13 protein-coding genes, 1 tRNA gene and 1 other RNA gene are annotated in these 17,327 nt (G+C 69.8%); 6 read left to right on the forward strand and 9 right to left on the reverse strand.

Annotation, left to right across the window (positions count from 1 at the left end; translation table 11 throughout):
* The 3 genes from ACIQNU_RS42685 to ACIQNU_RS42695 form a co-directional block, all read right to left on the reverse strand.
* Nucleotides 1-834: a hypothetical protein gene (locus ACIQNU_RS42685; RefSeq protein ID WP_401377817.1), complete on the reverse strand. Its 834-nt coding sequence runs from the start codon at nucleotides 832-834 to the stop codon at nucleotides 1-3.
* 159 nt (nucleotides 835-993) lie between these two features.
* Nucleotides 994-2,280 carry a PE-PGRS family protein gene (locus tag ACIQNU_RS42690; RefSeq protein WP_401377820.1) on the reverse strand — a complete coding sequence of 429 codons (1,287 nt, stop codon included), beginning with the start codon at nucleotides 2,278-2,280 and terminating at the stop codon, nucleotides 994-996.
* Between the two features lie 4 nt (nucleotides 2,281-2,284).
* Nucleotides 2,285-4,627: an McrB family protein gene (locus ACIQNU_RS42695; protein ID WP_401377823.1), complete on the reverse strand. Its 2,343-nt coding sequence runs from the start codon at nucleotides 4,625-4,627 to the stop codon at nucleotides 2,285-2,287.
* Between ACIQNU_RS42695 and ACIQNU_RS42700 the strand changes: the two genes are divergently transcribed.
* The gene (locus ACIQNU_RS42700; protein WP_401377826.1) at nucleotides 4,626-5,993 is read left to right on the forward strand and encodes a Shedu anti-phage system protein SduA domain-containing protein; all 1,368 of its coding nucleotides are present in this window, start codon (nucleotides 4,626-4,628) and stop codon (nucleotides 5,991-5,993) included. The genes ACIQNU_RS42695 and ACIQNU_RS42700 overlap by 2 nt on opposite strands.
* A complete protein-coding gene (locus ACIQNU_RS42705; protein ID WP_401377829.1) occupies nucleotides 5,990-6,313 on the forward strand; it encodes a hypothetical protein in 324 nt (107 codons plus the stop codon). Before ACIQNU_RS42700 ends, ACIQNU_RS42705 begins: the two co-directional genes overlap by 4 nt.
* Nucleotides 6,314-6,606: 293 nt before the next feature.
* Here ACIQNU_RS42705 and ACIQNU_RS42710 read toward each other — a convergent pair whose 3' ends face one another.
* From ACIQNU_RS42710 to ACIQNU_RS42735, 6 genes are all read right to left on the reverse strand, one after another.
* Nucleotides 6,607-6,900: a hypothetical protein gene (locus ACIQNU_RS42710; protein ID WP_401377832.1), complete on the reverse strand. Its 294-nt coding sequence runs from the start codon at nucleotides 6,898-6,900 to the stop codon at nucleotides 6,607-6,609.
* A 238-nt stretch (nucleotides 6,901-7,138) separates the two neighbouring features.
* Complete coding sequence (locus ACIQNU_RS42715; protein ID WP_401377835.1) at nucleotides 7,139-7,939, reverse strand: ABC transporter ATP-binding protein; 801 nt, start codon at nucleotides 7,937-7,939, stop codon at nucleotides 7,139-7,141.
* Nucleotides 7,936-8,904 (reverse strand): FecCD family ABC transporter permease, encoded by a 969-nt coding sequence (locus tag ACIQNU_RS42720; protein WP_401377854.1) that lies wholly within the window; start codon nucleotides 8,902-8,904, stop codon nucleotides 7,936-7,938. Before ACIQNU_RS42720 ends, ACIQNU_RS42715 begins: the two co-directional genes overlap by 4 nt.
* 56 nt (nucleotides 8,905-8,960) lie before the next feature.
* Nucleotides 8,961-9,992, reverse strand: coding sequence for an ABC transporter substrate-binding protein (locus ACIQNU_RS42725; protein ID WP_401377838.1), 1,032 nt, complete (start codon nucleotides 9,990-9,992; stop codon nucleotides 8,961-8,963).
* Nucleotides 9,993-10,389: 397 nt separating this feature from the next.
* A complete protein-coding gene (locus ACIQNU_RS42730; RefSeq protein WP_401377841.1) occupies nucleotides 10,390-10,554 on the reverse strand; it encodes a hypothetical protein in 165 nt (54 codons plus the stop codon).
* Nucleotides 10,555-10,625: 71 nt separating this feature from the next.
* Nucleotides 10,626-10,713 (reverse strand) — tRNA-Ser (locus ACIQNU_RS42735).
* A 71-nt stretch (nucleotides 10,714-10,784) separates the two neighbouring features.
* On the opposite strand from ACIQNU_RS42735, the gene ffs reads away from it, so the two are divergent.
* The 4 genes from ffs (at nucleotide 10,785) to ACIQNU_RS42755 (ending at nucleotide 16,602) form a co-directional block, all read left to right on the forward strand.
* Nucleotides 10,785-10,881, forward strand: an RNA gene (gene ffs / locus ACIQNU_RS42740) — signal recognition particle sRNA small type.
* A 62-nt stretch (nucleotides 10,882-10,943) separates the two neighbouring features.
* Nucleotides 10,944-13,115 (forward strand): DNA polymerase III subunit gamma and tau, encoded by a 2,172-nt coding sequence (locus ACIQNU_RS42745; RefSeq protein ID WP_401377843.1) that lies wholly within the window; start codon nucleotides 10,944-10,946, stop codon nucleotides 13,113-13,115.
* Between the two features lie 88 nt (nucleotides 13,116-13,203).
* Nucleotides 13,204-14,460, forward strand: coding sequence for a phosphoribosylamine--glycine ligase (gene purD / locus ACIQNU_RS42750; protein ID WP_401377846.1), 1,257 nt, complete (start codon nucleotides 13,204-13,206; stop codon nucleotides 14,458-14,460).
* 312 nt (nucleotides 14,461-14,772) lie between these two features.
* Nucleotides 14,773-16,602: a hypothetical protein gene (locus ACIQNU_RS42755; RefSeq protein ID WP_401377856.1), complete on the forward strand. Its 1,830-nt coding sequence runs from the start codon at nucleotides 14,773-14,775 to the stop codon at nucleotides 16,600-16,602.
* Nucleotides 16,603-17,327 lie beyond the last annotated feature (725 nt).

The raw sequence follows: 17,327 nt of genomic DNA on the forward strand, positions 1-17,327 counted from the left end.
TCAGCGTACGTCGACGTAGTCGGCCGGGCTGGTGGCGACGCCGGTCGTGGAGTTGCCGTAGTACACCCAGCGGTAGGAGCCGTCGACCGAGGCGGTGACCGTGGCCTTCAGCGCTCCGGTGCTGCTGGTGGTGGCCTTCTTGACCGTCTTGAAGGTGTCGGTGCCCTTGGCACGGAACTGGAGGCTGACCGTACGGCCGCTGTAGGCGTTGTACTTCTTCGTGCCCCAGTTCGCCCGAGTCACCTTGCCCGTGACGGTGATCGACTTGCCCTTGGTGACCGGCTCCGGCGACGCGTTGGTGGTGGCCTTGGCCGCGCGTTTGAGCTGGGCGGTCATGGACCGCGTCTCCAGTTCCCCGGCCTTGAGGCCGCCGTCGGCCTTCCACAGCCGCAGCGAGACACCGACCTTCCAGGTCGTGGCGTCGCTGTTGGAGTCGACGTGATCCTGGGTCGGGTGCGGGTCGATGTAGAGGGCGCCCTCGCAGTGGGCGTGCTTGGAGTCGATCTCGTAGCAGGTGTAGCCGCCCGGCCCGATGAAGTCCTCTCCGGTGTCGGCCGCCGCCTTGATGCTGCCGCGGTAGAGGAAGGGGTGCGCGTCGTAGCCGAAGGGGTCGTCGGTGCTGTACCCGGGAGGCAGCGCGATGCGGAAACGCAGGGGCGGCTCCACCACCTTCGACGTGCCGACGACGATCGGCTTGCCGTCGTTGATGACGATGTCCGACACGGTGATACCGGTGTCCGCCGCCTGAGCCGCGGGCGCGTTCAGCACCGAGAGCGCCAACGCTCCCACGAGCGCGGCCACCGCGACGGTTCGTCTTTGTCTGCCTGTCTTCATTCACACCGCTTCAGGAGGATGCCGACACAAGAGGCGGCAGCCTATCTGACGAGTTCGTGCCCGCAGGCCTCAGGCCATCGACCCGAGGGTTCTGCATCGGGCGGGTGACGACAGGCGGCGGATACCGAAGTACGAAGGCTCAGCCGCGCACTTTCCCGGTCAGAACTTGGTCGCGCTCGGCACGGATGCGGCGAAGTCGGCGATCACCTTCCGCAGCGGTTCGGCCGCGGTCTTCGGATCGGTGCGGGTGTCCAGGCCGAGCACCAGAATGCGCCCCACCAGTCCGCGGGGCCCACGGATTTCCAGCTGGTGGTCGGACGGTCCTTTCGGATCGGGGTGGACCACCAGAGCGAGTGGGTTGTCCGGGTCGGTGTAGCCGGCGATGTAGGTGAGGAGCTGGTGGCGATCCTCACGCGAGACGTTCTTCTTCGCGTAGTTCTTGTACTTCGCGTCCACGACGAGGTAGGGCGTGGTTCCGGGGGGTGCGGCAGGCGGGTCGAAGGTCAGGAGTACGTCGGGGGGAAAATGCGGGGCTCTGCTCCCGTGCCTTCCGTGCGTCTCGATGTGGTGGCCCGCATCCCGGGCCCAGCGGCCACCCACAGCAGCCGCTGCTTCGACCGCCATCCGCTGGACGACGCTCTCCCAGAGATCGTCCAGCTTGAGCAGCAGCCCATGCGCCCCGAAGCCGTACGGGTTCAGTAGATCGTTGGGTCCGCCGCCGCCGAGCACCATGCGTGCCCACGCGTGGGCGGGCCGATAGTGGTCGTTGAGTACGGAGTATCGCCCACTGGCGAGTAGCGACAACGCGTCCGGGATCCGGGGAGAGGCCGGGAAGTCCGCTGCCGTGGCGGCCAGTTGGTGCTTGAGGAGCGGATCGCTCACCTGGCTGGCCGCGGCAGTCAGGGCGGCTCCGCACACCAGGTTCTCCCAGCCCCCGTCCTCGTACTCGAAGGTTCCGACGTGCAGCCGGTCGACCGCGCCGAAACACCGGGTGGACTGTGCCTCTACGTTCAGTCGACCCCGCAGTGCGGTGTCTACACGCTGTCGGCGTACGTAGTCCCTGCGCAGACCGCGGCGCGACAGCAGACGACACTCGTACAGCAAGGCGGCGGGTACCAGCCCCGCGTACCCGTCCCTGCCGATGGGCCAATTGCGCAGCCCCTCGTCGATGGTGCTGTTCTGCCCGTTGGCGTACGAGACCCAGTCGATCAGTCGCTTGCCCGCGATCGGGAACTTGGGGCGGAGCACCAGCCGGATACGGCTGAGCTCCAGTACCCCGGTGGTCGTCCGCGCGGTGAGGACGCAGTGGTCCTGCTTTTCGACCACGCCGACGGCTTTGAGCTCACGGAGCCTGTGGAGATCGGCGGAGCTCAGATCAGATTTCGGTACCGTGTCGGACTTGTACTCGTCGAGCGTCACTTCCCGCTTGGCGGCTCCTCGCGGCACTCGGCTACCCCTCGCTCCATTCGGACTCGGCGAACGCGCCGTCCTCGTCGGCGGTGTCGACGGTCCGGGCGGTGACGAAGACCTTCGCCAGCATGCCCGGAAGGTCCGTCGGATTCGTCTGAACGACCCGTCCCGTCCTGTCGTCCACCAGCTCGCCCAGCACGGCCCGCAGCATTTCGGGGCGGCCGAGGCAGTAGTCCGTCACGAGCGGCACGATCTCGTTGTGGAAGGCGTGAGAGAGCTGCTCCGAGGTGACGAGTGGTCGGTCGTCGGCGAGGAGGTATGCCTGGCCGAGCAGATGATTCGGGCCGAATTGTGCGTCGAGCCGCTCGTTCAGACCCTCCAGCAAGGCTGCCAGCCCAAGCCCTTCGACCTCGCCGTCCAGAGAGTCCAGGTCCGGCGGTACGTCGAGGAACGCGAACCTGCGCCGAATCGCGGAGTCGATGTGGCCCACGCTGCGGTCGGCGGAGTTCATGGTGCCGATAATGCGGACGTTGGGCGGCACGGTCTGCTGCCGCCCGCTGGTCGGCAGGGTGATGGAGACCGATCCTCGCTTGTCGAGTTCCAGCAAGGTGATCAACTCGCCGAGAATGCGCGGCAGATCACCGCGATTGATCTCGTCCACGATTATCAGGAAGATGTCGCCCTTCTCATCCTTCTCGGCCGCCGTGCAGACCCGGAGGAAGACCCCGTCCTTCATCTGCAGATGGAGCCCAGCCCCGTCCGCTGCTGTGTCCGGCCTGAAACCCTCGACGAAGTCCTCGTATCCGTAGGACGGATGGAAGGTCACCATCGTGAGCCGTGCAGCCCCCGGCTCCTTAGAGCCTTCTGCTATCTCGACCCCTTCCGTCTTATCGGCGCTTTCCGCCTTCGCGGCCCCTTTCACCATCTCGGGCACTGCGGAAAGGTCTGCGAGAGCTGCGGCCCGTTCCCCCGGAGTCGCCTCGATCAGGTCCGCCCGTCCCGCAATGGCGAGGGCGACATTGAGCGCCAGCCGGGTCTTGCCGGTGCCGGGAGGCCCCTGAAGCACGACCTGCCCCTTGTGCTCCAGCAGATCCAGTACTTTCCGTACGTCGTCCGGAAGCTCCTCGTCGGGCAACTCCTTGTCGGGCAGCCCGGCGCCCTCCACCGCCGCTGTCTTCTCCACGACACTGGCGTTACCGGCCCCCTCGGCATCCCCGACCAGGCCGAGGTGCTCGTCGGAGTCGCGCTGGGCCCGCCCGCGCCGGATCTCCCGCATCAAGGTGCCAGGCACCTTGGCGAGCGTCTGCTGCCAGGCGTGCCGGGGCGCATCGAAGGTTTGGGCGTACGAAGTGTCCCAGTCCACGTCCACGGTGTGCTGGTGCGTCTTTTCGCCGGGATCGTACGCGTACCCTCCCCTGACGGTGCCCACGGCCAGCACCTCCGACTTTCCTCGGTTGGCGACGATGAGATCGCCGTGCTCCAAGTCACGGAAGGCCAGCATCTGCCGGGCGAGCCGCAGGTTTCCCCCGGTGCTCCTCGGCCACTGCTGATCCAGTGCGGCCCTCAGCTCCTGGTCGCTCTCGTACTGCGTCAGACTGCCGACCTCGTCCCAGCCGATCCGGATACGACGGTGCTGGAGGCACTCGTCCCAGAGTCTCGCGCGTTCCCCGGGCGCGATCTTCCAGATCACGCGGTCATGCGGACGCGGATCGTGGAAGGCGTACAGGAATTCCATCGCCTCATGCGGACTCCATCCCTCGAACTCCTCGTACTCACCCAAGAGTTCGAGCAGCTCGCGGTTGGCCCGCCACGTACGCACACCGGAGGAGTACGCACGCGGCCTGCCGCCCAGAAGCGCGGTGAAGTGGCGGACGTGTGCGGCTGAGAAGATGGGCAGGAACTCACCGGGGAAGTAGACCGCCAGTGCCTTGGTGGTCAGTGCCTGTCCGTACGACAGCGATTCCAGGTCGTCCAGGAGTTCGTACGCCCCCTCCCGCGCCGAGTCGAAGGCCGTCACGAACTCGGAGCGCACCTGGGCCCACGCCGCTTCCACCTCAAGCCCGCGCAACCCGATGGGCACCACTCGCCACTGGCGCGACCGGTGCTGGTAGATGATGTGCTTCGCCGCGCTGCCGCCGCGGATACTGCCGAAGTTGTCGGTGCCGTACTCCATCAGCCGGCAGAAGGAGAGCCCGCTCCTGCGGCCGTCGGGTCCCAACGCGTACTGCTCCAGGTCCAGCCCTTTCCAGCTCTCCAGCGGAAACAGGGCCAGCACTTGCTGCCGCTCTTCCTCCGCCAGGTTGGCGGCCTGCTGCGCCCCCTCCCGATCAAAGTGCGCGATGCGCGCAGCGAGCCCTTCCCGGAACTGTTCACCCTCTGCCATGTACGCATTCTTCGGCATCGGGCCGAACCGGAACAGCAACATCAGGAAACGGTTCCTGTCGGCCGAGCCTCGCTGCCCGACGCGCCCCTCCTTTCGCGCCCCTGAAGCCCACCAGCCGTGGTTGTCAGTGCGCGATTCTAGAGTCACCTGTATGACGCCATTCCGATCCAGCTTCACCCTCCGGCGCATGGTCGAAGAGGCGCAGAAGCTCAGCAAGCACGTGAGCGTGCGGGAGCGCATTGACACGGTGCTGGGCATCATGGGGGGTGGCTTCGGCGGGAAGTACGGCAAGGGCAGACCGCTGGTGGATGCCCTGGAGGATGTCGCTCAAGAGGCTCTCCTGCACGAGGACATCCCGCTCGCCCAGCGCTTTCAGAGGTTCGCCGGTTATGCGGGCGGCGAACTCTTCCTCGACACCGTGGAGAACTACTACGACGAGGAGGCGAGGCAGCGAAGCGAGAAGTACATGCGGCGGATGGCTGCCCTGGGCGCCGAGCGGGCGGTGGCCGTCCTGGACGCGTTGTGCGCCGAGAATCCTGATGCGAGCGCCGCCGACGCCCTTGCCCTGTTCCGAGGCATCGCCCGGTCCACCGACCACCTGGGTATCGGAAGCGGAGAGAGCGGAATCCGGCTGTCCACCAAGTACCTGAAGCGCCTTCAGGAGTACGGGCACATGGAGCTGATCCTGCGGAATCTGCCCCGACCAGCCTCCGCCGAGACGGCCCGGATGATGAGCGATGTCCTCACGGACGCTGACGCCGACGTGCTGGCCCAACTGCTCGAAATGAGGGCCAGGCGGGCCGGCCTCTCGTCGCTTCGCGCCACGGTGAACGACCCTGACAGCTCCGAGGGTGCCCTCCACGCCTGCCTGAAGAACCAGGATTGGATCTTCGGTGGCGCCTACATGGCCGAACTGGCCCGCCGTCAGTACACCCCGGACACCATTCTCGACATTCCGCTTCTGCGGGGCGACGGATCCCTGCACGTGGTGGAACTCAAACGCGCCAACATCGAGAAACTGGTCATCCGGCGCAGCGGCCACCTGATGCTGGGTGCACCAGTGCACCAGGCAGTCTCCCAGGCGCAGAACTACCTCCGGACCTTGGACGAGAACCGCCCTGCCATCCTCGCGCGGTACGGCATCGATACGCGCAGGGCCTCGGCGACAGTCGTGATCGGGCACCCGCAGTACGTGAGTGGAAGTATCACGCCCCAGGACGTCGCGGAGACGCTGCGGACCTACAACACGCACATGGCACGCATAGAAGTGATCACGTACGAGACCCTGTTGGAGTCGGCGGCCCGGATGCTGGCGCTCTCGTCGACAGAGCAGGACCCGGAACCGATTGAGGAACCCACGGCATGAATGACACCCCTCCTGCGATCGAACCGCTTCTGGCGCGCCTCTGCGGTGGCGCGATCAGCAGTAAGGACTACGTCGGCTACTTCTTGAACGAGCACGGAGAGGAACTCGTATTCGCTCAGCGCCGGGGTGAGAAGACTGCCCGGCTCTGGCACAGCGACGCGGACTGGAAGATGTTCCGGGTCGGTGATCATTCGATACGGGTCGACGGGGTCATGGACGGGTTGATCACCGTCGACGACCTGATCATCGATCGTTCGGAGATGACATGGCTGTCCTCCTGCCTGGCCGCCTCTCGCCACCTGCGCCCGGGGCGTAGCTGACGCTCGCAAGTGGCACGGGCCACCGCTAGTGCATCCCATTCGAGACGAATCGGCGGCATGCCCCTGAACCTGGGTGGTCTGCCATGCGGCGGACGGTCACTCGGACGTTCTTCAGCGGCCGTCACACGGGTCTTCGTCCGCAGATACCGGCTTGGTGTCGGCCGCCAGACAAGAGGAGTACACCCGTGGCGGCGCGGGATGCGGCTTCGGTTCCGACGTGGTGCCAGCGGCAATGATCGCCACGGCGCCGATGAAAGTCAGCCCTGCCATCGCGGCGAGCCAGGTACCGCGGCTCACTGATCACCACGGAAGTGGTTGCGGATATCGGCACGGCAGTCGTCCTCGGTGTCGACCTGGACTCGCGAGAAGGCCAGCACTCCGTCGCCCTTGCCTTCCTGCTCCGCCTTGGCCAACTGCGTCTCGAAGTCCGCGATCAACTCGGCGCACTCGGCACTGACGGACTTCTCGGGCTGCGGGTCCGCTACCGAGGAGGCGTTCAGCTGGACAGTGGCGGCGAGGCCGGCCGCGCACAGCACCGCCCACGCGGCAACCCACGCGCGGCGGCTCATCCGTCTCGGCTTGGGCATCCAGGCATCCTACGAGCGCCGCGGCGGCTGTCGCCGAATCGCGGCTTCCTCGTCGACGAGACCAACGACGGAGCCAGCCGGCATCGCCGATGCCTCTGCCCGGACTGCTGGACCTGTGGATCGATTCGGACTGCGTGAGGCTGCACGACGCCCGGCACACGGCAGCCACCGTGCTCATGTTGCTCGTGTCCCGGCACCGCATCGTCGACCAGATCGGTCAACCAGCTGAGCCCCCCGCCTACCGATCCGCCCTCCTCCCCTCCCAGCCGACGTCGAGAGGCTGAGCGGCATAGGTGATGCGTACCACTCCGTCGGGATGGCGGTCCGTGCTGGCGGCCACTCCGAACACGTTCGCCAGGATCTGGGGCGTCAGGACGTCGAGGACCTCCCCCGCCGCGACCACGACTCCTTCGTTCAGGACGATGATCCGGTCGCAGAGCCGGGCCGCGAGGTCGAGGTCGTGCAGTACGGCGAGCGTGGTGGTGCCGGTGGACCGGATCAGTTCGAGGAGTTCGAAACGGGCCCGGATGTCCAGGTGGTTGGTGAGTTCGTCGAGGACGAGGACCTGCGGGTTCTGGGCCAGAGCGCGGGCGAGTTGGACGCGCTGGCGTTCGCCCCCGGACAGGGAGGCGAAGTCCCGGTCGGCGAGAAGGTGCGCGCCGCATCTCAGGAGGGCGTCGTCCACGGCACGGTGATCGTCGGCGCTGTCCCGGCCGAGGAGTCCGTGATGGGGGGTGCGGCCGAGGGCGACGATCTCGGTGACGCTCAGCCCCGACACACCGCCGCCGTCCTGCAGTACGGCGGCGGTCCGGCGTGCGGCGTCCCTGGCGGAGAGTTTCCAGATGTCGTCGTCGCCGACCCGGACGACGCCGGACCTGGGGCGCAGGGAGCGGTAGACGGCGCGCAGGAGGGTGGACTTGCCGCTGCCGTTCGGGCCGACGAGGCCGACGACGGCGCCCGGCGGGACCTCCAGGTCCACATCGCGCAGGATCGGCTGCCGGTCGAGGGTGATGTGGAGCTGTTCGACGGTGAGTCTCATGCGGTGTCCAGCCCTTTGTCGCGGCGCAGGAGCCACAGGAAGAACGGGGCGCCCAGCAGGGCGGTGAGGATGCCGATCGGTAGTTCGTCGGGGCGGTCGAGCGTGCGGGACAGCAGGTCGACGAGGACCAGGTAGACGGCGCCGACCACGGCCGTCAGGGGAATCAGTCTGCGGTGGTCGGCTCCGGTGCCGAGGCGTACGAGATGGGGGATCATCAGGCCGACGAAACCGATCCCTCCCGCGACGGCGATGACCGTGCCCGTGATGAGGGCGGACATCACCAGCAGGAGGCCCCGCAGCCGGTGGACGTCGACGCCGAGCGCCGTCGCGGACTCGTCCCCGGCCAGCAGGGTGTTGAGCCGGCGGCCGAACAGCGAGAGCGCGAGGGTGCCGGCGAGGACGACCGTGGCGACCACGGGCAGTTGATCCCACCTGGCTCCCGAGACGCTGCCGAGCATCCAGAACATGACGGTACGCAACTCGGTCGGCGTCGCGCGCAGTTGGAAGAAGCTGGTGGCCGCGAGGAAGAGGTACCCGACGGCGACCCCGGAGAGCACCAGCCGGGTCGGTGCCATACGGCCTCTCTTCTGCCCCAGGACGAAGACCAGAGCCCCGGCGGCCAGAGCGCCGACGAAGGCCGCGGAGGAGACGCCGAGCCCGCCCAGTGTCGCGCCGCCGGCCGCGGTGATGGCGAGTACGGCACCGAGTGACGCTCCGTAGGAGAAGCCCAGAACGGTCGGGTCCGCGAGCGGATTGGCCACCACCGCCTGGAGGATCACCCCGGCGATCGCGAGCCCCGTGCCGACCAGCGCCGCCAGTACGACCCGCGGCGTACGGAAGTTCCACACGATCTGGTCCGTGGCGGGATCGCCCGTCACGCCGCCGCCCGTCAGATGACGGAAGACGATGCGCCACACCTCCGCGACCGGGACGGTGACCGCCCCGATACTGACGCCCACCACCATCACCACGGCGAGCAGGGCAAGGAGCACCGTCAGCAGGAGCGGCAGGGGAAGCCGGTTCAGAGCGCGTCGGGGTGGAGTGTCCGTGCGAGCTTGTCGACCGCCAGATCGTTGCTCGGCCCGAGGTACATCGAGTCCGACAGGACGGTGTACGTGTTGTTCTTGGCGGCCGGCCACTGGGGGAACTCCTTGAGCAGTTTCTTGGCGTACGCCTCGGGGTGGGGGTCGTTGTAGCTGATGACGACGAGCGCGTCGACGGGGGTGGCGGCCACCTTCTCCTTGCTCAGGTCGGTGAAGGTCGTCCTGGAGGCGTCCGCGAAGGCGTTGGAGCCGCCGGCCTTGGTGAGGATGTCGTTGATGATGCCGTTGGCGACGACCGCGCTGAATTCGTTGCCGCCCATGGCCATGTTCGAGAACATCACCATTACCTTGGGCTTGTCCTCGCCGCCGACCTCGGCGGAGATCGTTCCGATGCGTTTCTCGGACTCGGCGATCAGCTTCTCCGCCCGGTCGCTCACGCCGAAGATCTTGCCGAGATCGCGCAGTAGTGCGTAGCTGTCGGCGACGGTCATCTTGGAGGGGTCGTCTTCGCAGCCCTGCGGCGAGATGTAGCTGTTCGCGCTCACCGAGCTGAGGTCGGCGCGGGTGGCGAACCCGTTCTTCGCGTCGAATCCGTACGAGGTGACGGACAGGACCAGATCGGGACGCAGCGCGAGCATCGCCTCGCGGGGGACGTCGAAGGCTTCGTTCGGTTTGACGCCGCCGGTGGGCAGGGCCTTGATGGCCTCGGCCCGCCCCGCCACCTCGGACCTGCCGTACGACTGCTGGTTGGCGATGATCCGGTCGCCGAGGCCGAGCGCGAGAAGAGAGGAGACCTCGGCGACGGACATGCCGTTCATGACGACGACACGCTCGGGCGCCTTCGTGAAGGTCTGCTTCTCACCGCAGTTCTCGACGGTCACCGGATAGCCCGATCCGGACCCGGCCCCGGGGGACTTGCCGCCCGCCGTCCCGGTCGAGGAGTCGGCACATCCGGCCGCGAGCAGACAGAGCGCGGTGACCGCGATGGCGACCGGCCGTTTCCTGGACATGCGTGCTCCTTGGTACTGGCTGATCCGATGTTCTGTCCGAGTAGTCGGGACGGAAGCCACCTCAGTTCCCCTCCCACTCGCCGTCGGTGAGGAGCCCGACCAGGCGGCCTCGGGCGCGGGACCCCCGGGAGCGGACGGCGCCCACCGGGCAGCCGATTGCTCTCAGGAAGGTCTTTTGAGTCAGCTCTCGGCGGCGGCCTGTTGGCCACCGCTCAGGGTGGCGCCGTTCCGTTCGTCCTTCGCTTCCGTCACGGTGAGGCGACCGTTGTGGGGCCGGGCAGTTGACGAGACCGCCCGCAGCGCATCTCACGGTTCAGGGTCGCCGCCACACCGTGCCGCGCCTCCCGTACTCCAACACCGTCTCCACCCGCTGAGCCAGTTCCGCACCCACGTAGCGCTAGACCAGCCACAGCGCGACCTCCAACCCGGAGATGATCTCGCCCCCGGTGATCAGGTCGCCGTCGTCGACCACCCGCGCATTGATCACCGTCGTGCCCTGGACGGCCAGTCCGCTCGCATGCGCCGCCGCTACCAACACCTCACCGCCCGTCCTCAAGGACACGGCCGCCACGCACGTCGAAGGGCCCCACCGCGAACGATGGGGCCCTTCGACGTATTGCCCGGTGAGAGCAATGGCGGAGGATACGAGATTCGAACTCGTGAGGGTGTGAACCCAACACGCTTTCCAAGCGTGCGCCCTAGGCCACTAGGCGAATCCTCCGCCGGGAACATTACATGACGGCGGGGAGTGGGTGCGAACTCGTTCAGGGGGCCGGGATCGGGTAACCTATGCGCAGCCCCTCACGTGGCGCTATCTGACTGAACTCCCCCAGGGCCGGAAGGCAGCAAGGGTAGGTCGGCTCTGGCGGGTGCGTGAGGGGCCCTTGTGTTTCGGGGGGCCGGGGGCTGCGGCGGTGCCCGATGTCAGTGGGCGCCTATAACCTCGTATACGTGTCGTCTCTCGCGCTGTACCGCCGTTATCGCCCGGAGTCGTTCGCAGAGGTCATCGGTCAGGAGCATGTCACTGACCCGTTGCAGCAGGCCCTGCGGAACAACCGGGTCAATCACGCGTACCTGTTCAGCGGGCCGCGCGGATGCGGGAAGACGACCAGCGCGCGGATCCTCGCCCGGTGTCTGAACTGCGAGCAGGGGCCGACGCCCACGCCCTGCGGCGAGTGCCAGTCCTGCCGCGACCTCGCGCGGGGCGGCCCGGGGTCCATCGACGTCATCGAGATCGACGCCGCTTCGCACGGCGGTGTCGACGACGCCCGTGACCTGCGCGAAAAGGCGTTCTTCGGGCCCGCGAGCAGCCGGTACAAGATCTACATCATCGACGAGGCCCACATGGTCACGTCGGCCGGATTCAACGCCCTGCTGAAGGTCGTCGAGGAGCCACCGGAGCACCTCAAGTTCATCTTCGCCACCACCGAGCCCGAGAAGGTCATCGGGACCATCCGCTCCCGTACGCACCACTATCCCTTCCGGCTCGTGCCGCCCGGCACACTGCGTGACTATCTCGCCGAGGTGTGCGGCAGGGAGGCCATCCCGGTCGCGGACGGCGTCCTTCCGCTGGTCGTGCGGGCCGGGGCCGGATCCGTACGGGACTCGATGTCCGTCATGGACCAGCTCCTCGCGGCGGCCGGCGAGGAGGGCGTGACGTACGCGATGGCGACCTCGCTCCTCGGGTACACGGACGGGTCGCTGCTCGACTCCGTGGTCGACGCCTTCGCCACCGGTGACGGCGCCGCCGCCTTCGAGGTCGTGGACCGCGTCATCGAGGGGGGCAACGACCCGCGCCGGTTCGTCGCCGACCTCCTGGAGCGTCTGCGCGACCTCGTCATCCTCTCCGCCGTCCCCGACGCCGCCGACAAGGGGCTCATCGACGCCCCCGTCGACGTCATCGAGCGGATGAGCGCCCAGGCCGGAGCCTTCGGCGGCGCCGAGCTGAGCCGCGCGGCCGACCTCGTCAACGAGGGGCTGACCGAGATGCGCGGCGCCACCTCGCCCCGGCTCCAGCTGGAGCTGATCTGCGCGCGCGTGCTGCTGCCCGCCGCGTACGACGACGAGCGTTCCCTGCTGGCCCGCCTCGACCGGCTGGAGCGCGGCGGCCACTTCACGCCCGGGGGAGGCGCGCCCGCCATGGGGTACGTTCCCGGGCCCGGCGCGCACGCCGCCCCGGCGCCACCCGCCGCGATGCCGCCGGCCGCGATGCCCCCTGCGCCCACACCCACTCAAGCCGCACCCCCCCAACCCCCGGCTCCCGAACCCGCCACCCCCGAGCGCCGCCCCGGCGGCTGGCCCACCGCCGTCACGGCCGGCGCCGGACGCCCCGCGAGCCCCACGAGCCCCACAAGCCCCACGAGCCCGGCGGCATCCCAGACACCCCCCGCGCCGACCCCCTCCACCCCATCCACCCCGCCCCCCACTCCACCCCACCCGACCCCCCCGCCCCAAGGCGGCGGCCTCGACCCGCGCACCCTCTGGCCCAACATCCTGGAGGCCGTCAAGAACCGGCGCCGGTTCACGTGGATCCTGCTGAGCCAGAACGCCCAGGTGGCCGGGTTCGACGGCACCACGCTCCAGCTCGGATTCGTGAACGCCGGAGCGCGGGACAACTTCGCGGGCAGCGGCAGCGAGGACGTCCTGCGTCAGGCGCTGCGGGAGCAGTTCGGTCTGGAGTGGAAGGTCGAGGCGATCGTCGACCCGTCGGGCGGCTCGGCACCGCCGCCCGCCGCCACCAACTTCGGCGGCGCCCCCACACCCGCCCCGGGTCAGTCACCCCCCGGCGCCGGTTTCGGCAGCGCCCAAACCACCCCCCGCCCCCCCTCGTACCAGCAGCCCCCCGCCCCCCACCAACAACACGGCACCCCCACACCCCCGAGCACCCCGCCGGCCGCCGAGAACAGACCGGGCACCGCCCCCCGCACCCCACCCCCGTCCGACCGGAACTCCGACCGCAACTCCGACCGGAACCGCGCCCCCGAACCCCCACACGCCGTCGCCCCCGAGGACGACATCCCCGAGGACGACGACCCCGACCTCGACGAGTCCGCCCTCTCGGGCCACGACCTGATCGTCCGCGAACTGGGCGCCACCATCGTGGAGGAGTTCTCCAACGAGTAGAACGGGTGGGACGAGTACGACGACGAGTAGAGCGACGAGCGGCCGGGGGGCGGCCGGGGCCCCCACCCTCGACAGCTAGGCTGACGCCGTGAAGGTCCTCGTCATCGGCGGCGGCGCCCGCGAACACGCCCTGTGCCGCTCCCTGTCCCTCGACCCCGACGTCACCGCGCTGCACTGCGCCCCCGGCAACGCGGGCATCGCCGAGGTGGCCGAGCTGCACGCGGTCGACGCGCTCGACGGTGCCGCCGTGGCCGCGCTCGCCACGCGGCTCGGCGCCGAGCTGGTCGTCGTCGGCCCGGAAGCCCCCCTCGTCGCAGGCGTCGCCGACGCCGTACGCCACGTCGGCATCCCCTGCTTCGGCCCCTCCGAGGAGGCCGCCGAACTGGAGGGCTCCAAGGCGTTCGCGAAGGACGTGATGGCGGCGGCCGGCGTGCCCACGGCCCGCAGCTATGTGTGTACGGAGCCGGAAGAGGTGGACGAGGCGCTGGACGCGTTCGGCACCCCGTACGTCGTCAAGGACGACGGTCTCGCCGCCGGCAAAGGCGTCGTCGTCACCGCCGACATCGAGGCCGCGCGGGCGCACGCCAACGCCTGCGACCGGGTCGTCATCGAGGAGTACCTCGACGGCCCCGAGGTCTCCCTCTTCGCGATCACCGACGGCACCACCGTCGTACCGCTCCAGCCCGCGCAGGACTTCAAGCGCGCGCTCGACGGCGACGAGGGCCCGAACACCGGCGGGATGGGCGCGTACTCGCCGCTGCCGTGGGCCGATCCCCGGCTGGTCGACGAGGTCATGGACACCGTCCTGCAGCCGACGGTCGACGAGCTGCGCCGCCGCGGTACGCCGTTCTCCGGGCTGCTCTACGCGGGTCTGGCGATCACCTCGCGCGGGGTGCGGGTCATCGAGTTCAACGCCCGGTTCGGCGACCCCGAGACCCAGGTCGTCCTCGCCCGGCTGAAGACCCCGCTCGCCGGTCTGCTGCTCGCCGCCGCGCAGGGCACCCTCGACCTGTTCCCGCCGCTGCGCTGGAGCGACGACGCGGCCGTCACGGTGGTCGTGGCCTCGCACAACTACCCCGGTACGCCCCGCACCGGCGACCCCATCGAAGGCCTCGCGGACGTCGCGGCTCAGGACGCCCCGGCGGCGTACGTGCTGCACGCCGGGACGAAGCGGGACGGCGACGCGGTGGTCAGCGCGGGCGGCCGGGTGCTGTCCGTGACGGCGACCGGCGCGGGTCTCGCCGAGGCCCGCGAACGCGCCTACGCGGCGGTCGACCGGATCCGCCTCGACGGATCCCAGCACCGTACGGACATCGCGGCGAAGGCGGCCACCGAGTCCCCGTAGCCCTGGGCCTCTCACTTCTTGATCGAGCACTTCTTGGTCCGGTCCTATTAGCAGAACTGTCCACAGCCCCCACACCACCACCTTTGCCCAAAGCCATTCCATCGGGTGACCAATGGTCCAACCAGCTGACGGCGGTCCGAGCCCCAACTAGGGTGCGGCGCACAGCGTTCCGGCACTTGGCCCACCGGCATTGCGATGTCAGTGGGGGGTGCCACAGTGGGGGAGTGAGCAACGCCATGGGAGTCCGTCGGCGGTGGCTTGGACAGCACGCGCCGGGCGGGCAGTAGGGGGTGAGATCCAGTCGTGTCCGGTATGGGTGCGGAGGTCGGAGCGCAGTCGGCGCGCTCCCGGGCGCTCGCCGTGCTGCGCGTCCGCAGCAGGGCGCTGGCCGTCGCCCTGCTGCCCGCCGCGGTCGCCGTGGTGCTCCTCGCCGCCGAGGTCACCGGCCATGTCGGCGGCGCGCACTGGGACACGGCGCGCTGGATCGTCACGGCCGTCGCCGTCGTCGTGCTGCTCGCGGCCGGGGCGATCGCCCTGGTCGTCGCGCGCTCCCGCCCGGCCGTCAGCCCCACCGTCCCGATCAGCGAGCGCTCGGCGCCCGATCTGTACCGCATGGTGCGGGACCTCGCCGACCGGCTCGACGTACCCGCGCCCTCCGCCATAGCGCTCACCCCGGACTGCGACAGCTGGCTGGAGGACCGTACGCATCCGGCGCAGGCCGCCCCCGACGCTCCGTCCACCTCCCCGGCGGCCGGTCGGGGGATACGGGTCCCGGGCGCCGGCGCCCGGCCCGCGACCCCGGTCGCCCCGGTCCTCGTCATCGGCTCACCCTTCCTGTGGTGGATGCGCGTGGGTGAGCTGCGTGCGGTCCTCGCCCCGGTCGTCGCCGGTACGGGACCCTCGGCGCACCCCGACATAGCCGCTGCCCGCCGTTTCGTACGGGGCCTGGATGCCGCCGTCGCCGTTACATCGGCGCCCGGCCGCGGGCCCCTGAGCCGTACGGTGCTCGGCGGGGTCGGCTGGGTCGCGCGGCTGCTGCTGCGGAGCTGCCGGGGGCATGCGGCGGAGATGGAGCGGGGCGTGGCCGCCGCGGCGGCGGAGCGCGCACAGGCCGTGGACTACGGGGTGCGGATCGTCGCCCAGGAACAGGTCGGTCTCGCCTACGCGGGCTGGGACCGGCTGCTGACCAGGGTCGCGCTGCCCGCGTGGCGCATGGGCCGCTGGCCGTCCCGGCTCGACGCGGGCGTGGTCGCCGCGCTGACCGAGCTGTCGCGGCGGGACCGGCTCGCGGAAGGCTTCGCGTCCCGGCTCGGCGAGCGCCCGGCCTGCGACCTCCTGGAGGAACCGGGCGTGGTGGACGAGGCGACGTCGCTGCTCGCGGCCCGGCTGTTCCACGGCGGACCGGCCGAGCCGGGGCCCGACTGGGCGCCGATCGACTGGCAGGCGTATCCGGAAGAGGTGGTCGACCGGAAGTGGCGCGCCGACGCGGCCCGGTTGCACCGGGTGCTGGACACCTTGGGCGTACGGGACACGGGCCGCCCGGAGTCCCGGGGCACCCCGGGCCCGACACTGGCCCGGGTCATGGACCACCTGACCCTGGACCCGGCGGAACGAGACGCATCGGCCGAATCGCCCGAACTCGCCGCGAACCGGCCCGAGTTGCCCTCCGGCATGCCCTCCGAGTCGACCGCCGTCAACTACGACGACCCCGAGGAACCCTCCGACTCCGACGGGCACGGCGCCGCCCTGGCCGGCGGACTCAGCGCCGAACTCGCGCGCGAGGAGGCGTCGTCCCCGGCGGCCCGTACGGTGGCGGATCCCGTGCGCGCCGGGCAGGGGGCCGACGAGGTGCTGTGGGACGAGGGCATGCTGCCGCTCTTCCCGCTGCAACCGCCGCGCACCGGACGCGAACTGCTCGCCGACCACGTCACGGCGATGGTCTGCTGCGCCGCCGTCGACACGGCGGGCGCGGCCCCGGGCCTCGACTGGCTCGACGGACCGTCCCTCCTGGTCGACGGCGAGCGGGCCGCCGACCTGTCGGCACGGGTGCGGAGCCTGGTGGAGGACGGCGACCCGGAGCCCTTGCGCACCTGGCTCACCCGCATCGGGGCCCGCCCGGAAAAACCGGTACGCCTGGTCTGACGCGGCCCTCTTTCACGGCAGGCCACGGCGGGACCTGACCCCAGTGACGCACGTTCCTTTCGACCGTGGGCGCCCCTGAGGCACTTCCCTTCCGACCTGGCCTTCTTGGTGCCCTGCCGGGTGGCCCGGCGCTGTTGGTCGTGTCGCTGGGTGGGCCTGGGGTTCGTGGTCGTGTCGCTGGGTGGCCCGGTGCCTGTGGTTCGTCGCCCGTGACCTGCCGCTTTTGACGCACCGCCGGGTGACCCGGCCCTTGAGGTGTGCCGCCCCTGACCTGGCGCCTTTCGGGCACCTCCCTTTCGACCTCACCCCCTTGGTGCCGCCGCCGCTCGACTGGGACCCCGGCGCAGCCCGCGCCCCCTGCCCCCGCCCCACCCGTCCTCCCCGCGTCGCGGAGTGCCCGTGCGTCCGTCCCGCGTCGCGGAGTGCCGGCGCCCCCGTCCCCCCTCGCGGAGCGCTTGTTTCCACGCCTCCTCGCCTCGCGGAGCGCCCGTTTCCTCCCCCTCCCTGCCTCGGGGAGCACCCCCTCTCTCCGCCCTCCCCACCGAGCGGAGCGCCTGTCTCCTCCTTGCTTCCTCACCGAGCGGAGCGCCCTTTCCCCCGCCTCCTCGCCTCGCGGAGCGCCCCCCTCCTCCCCGTTATCGTCTTGGCGGTCCTGCAAGAGGGCCGCTGGCCTCCGGGCCCGGTATGACTGTGTCCCCCTGTCCAACGGATGACCTGGGGGGTGG

The organism is Streptomyces sp. NPDC091292 (genome assembly GCF_044757265.1).
GTDB lineage: Bacteria > Actinomycetota > Actinomycetes > Streptomycetales > Streptomycetaceae > Streptomyces.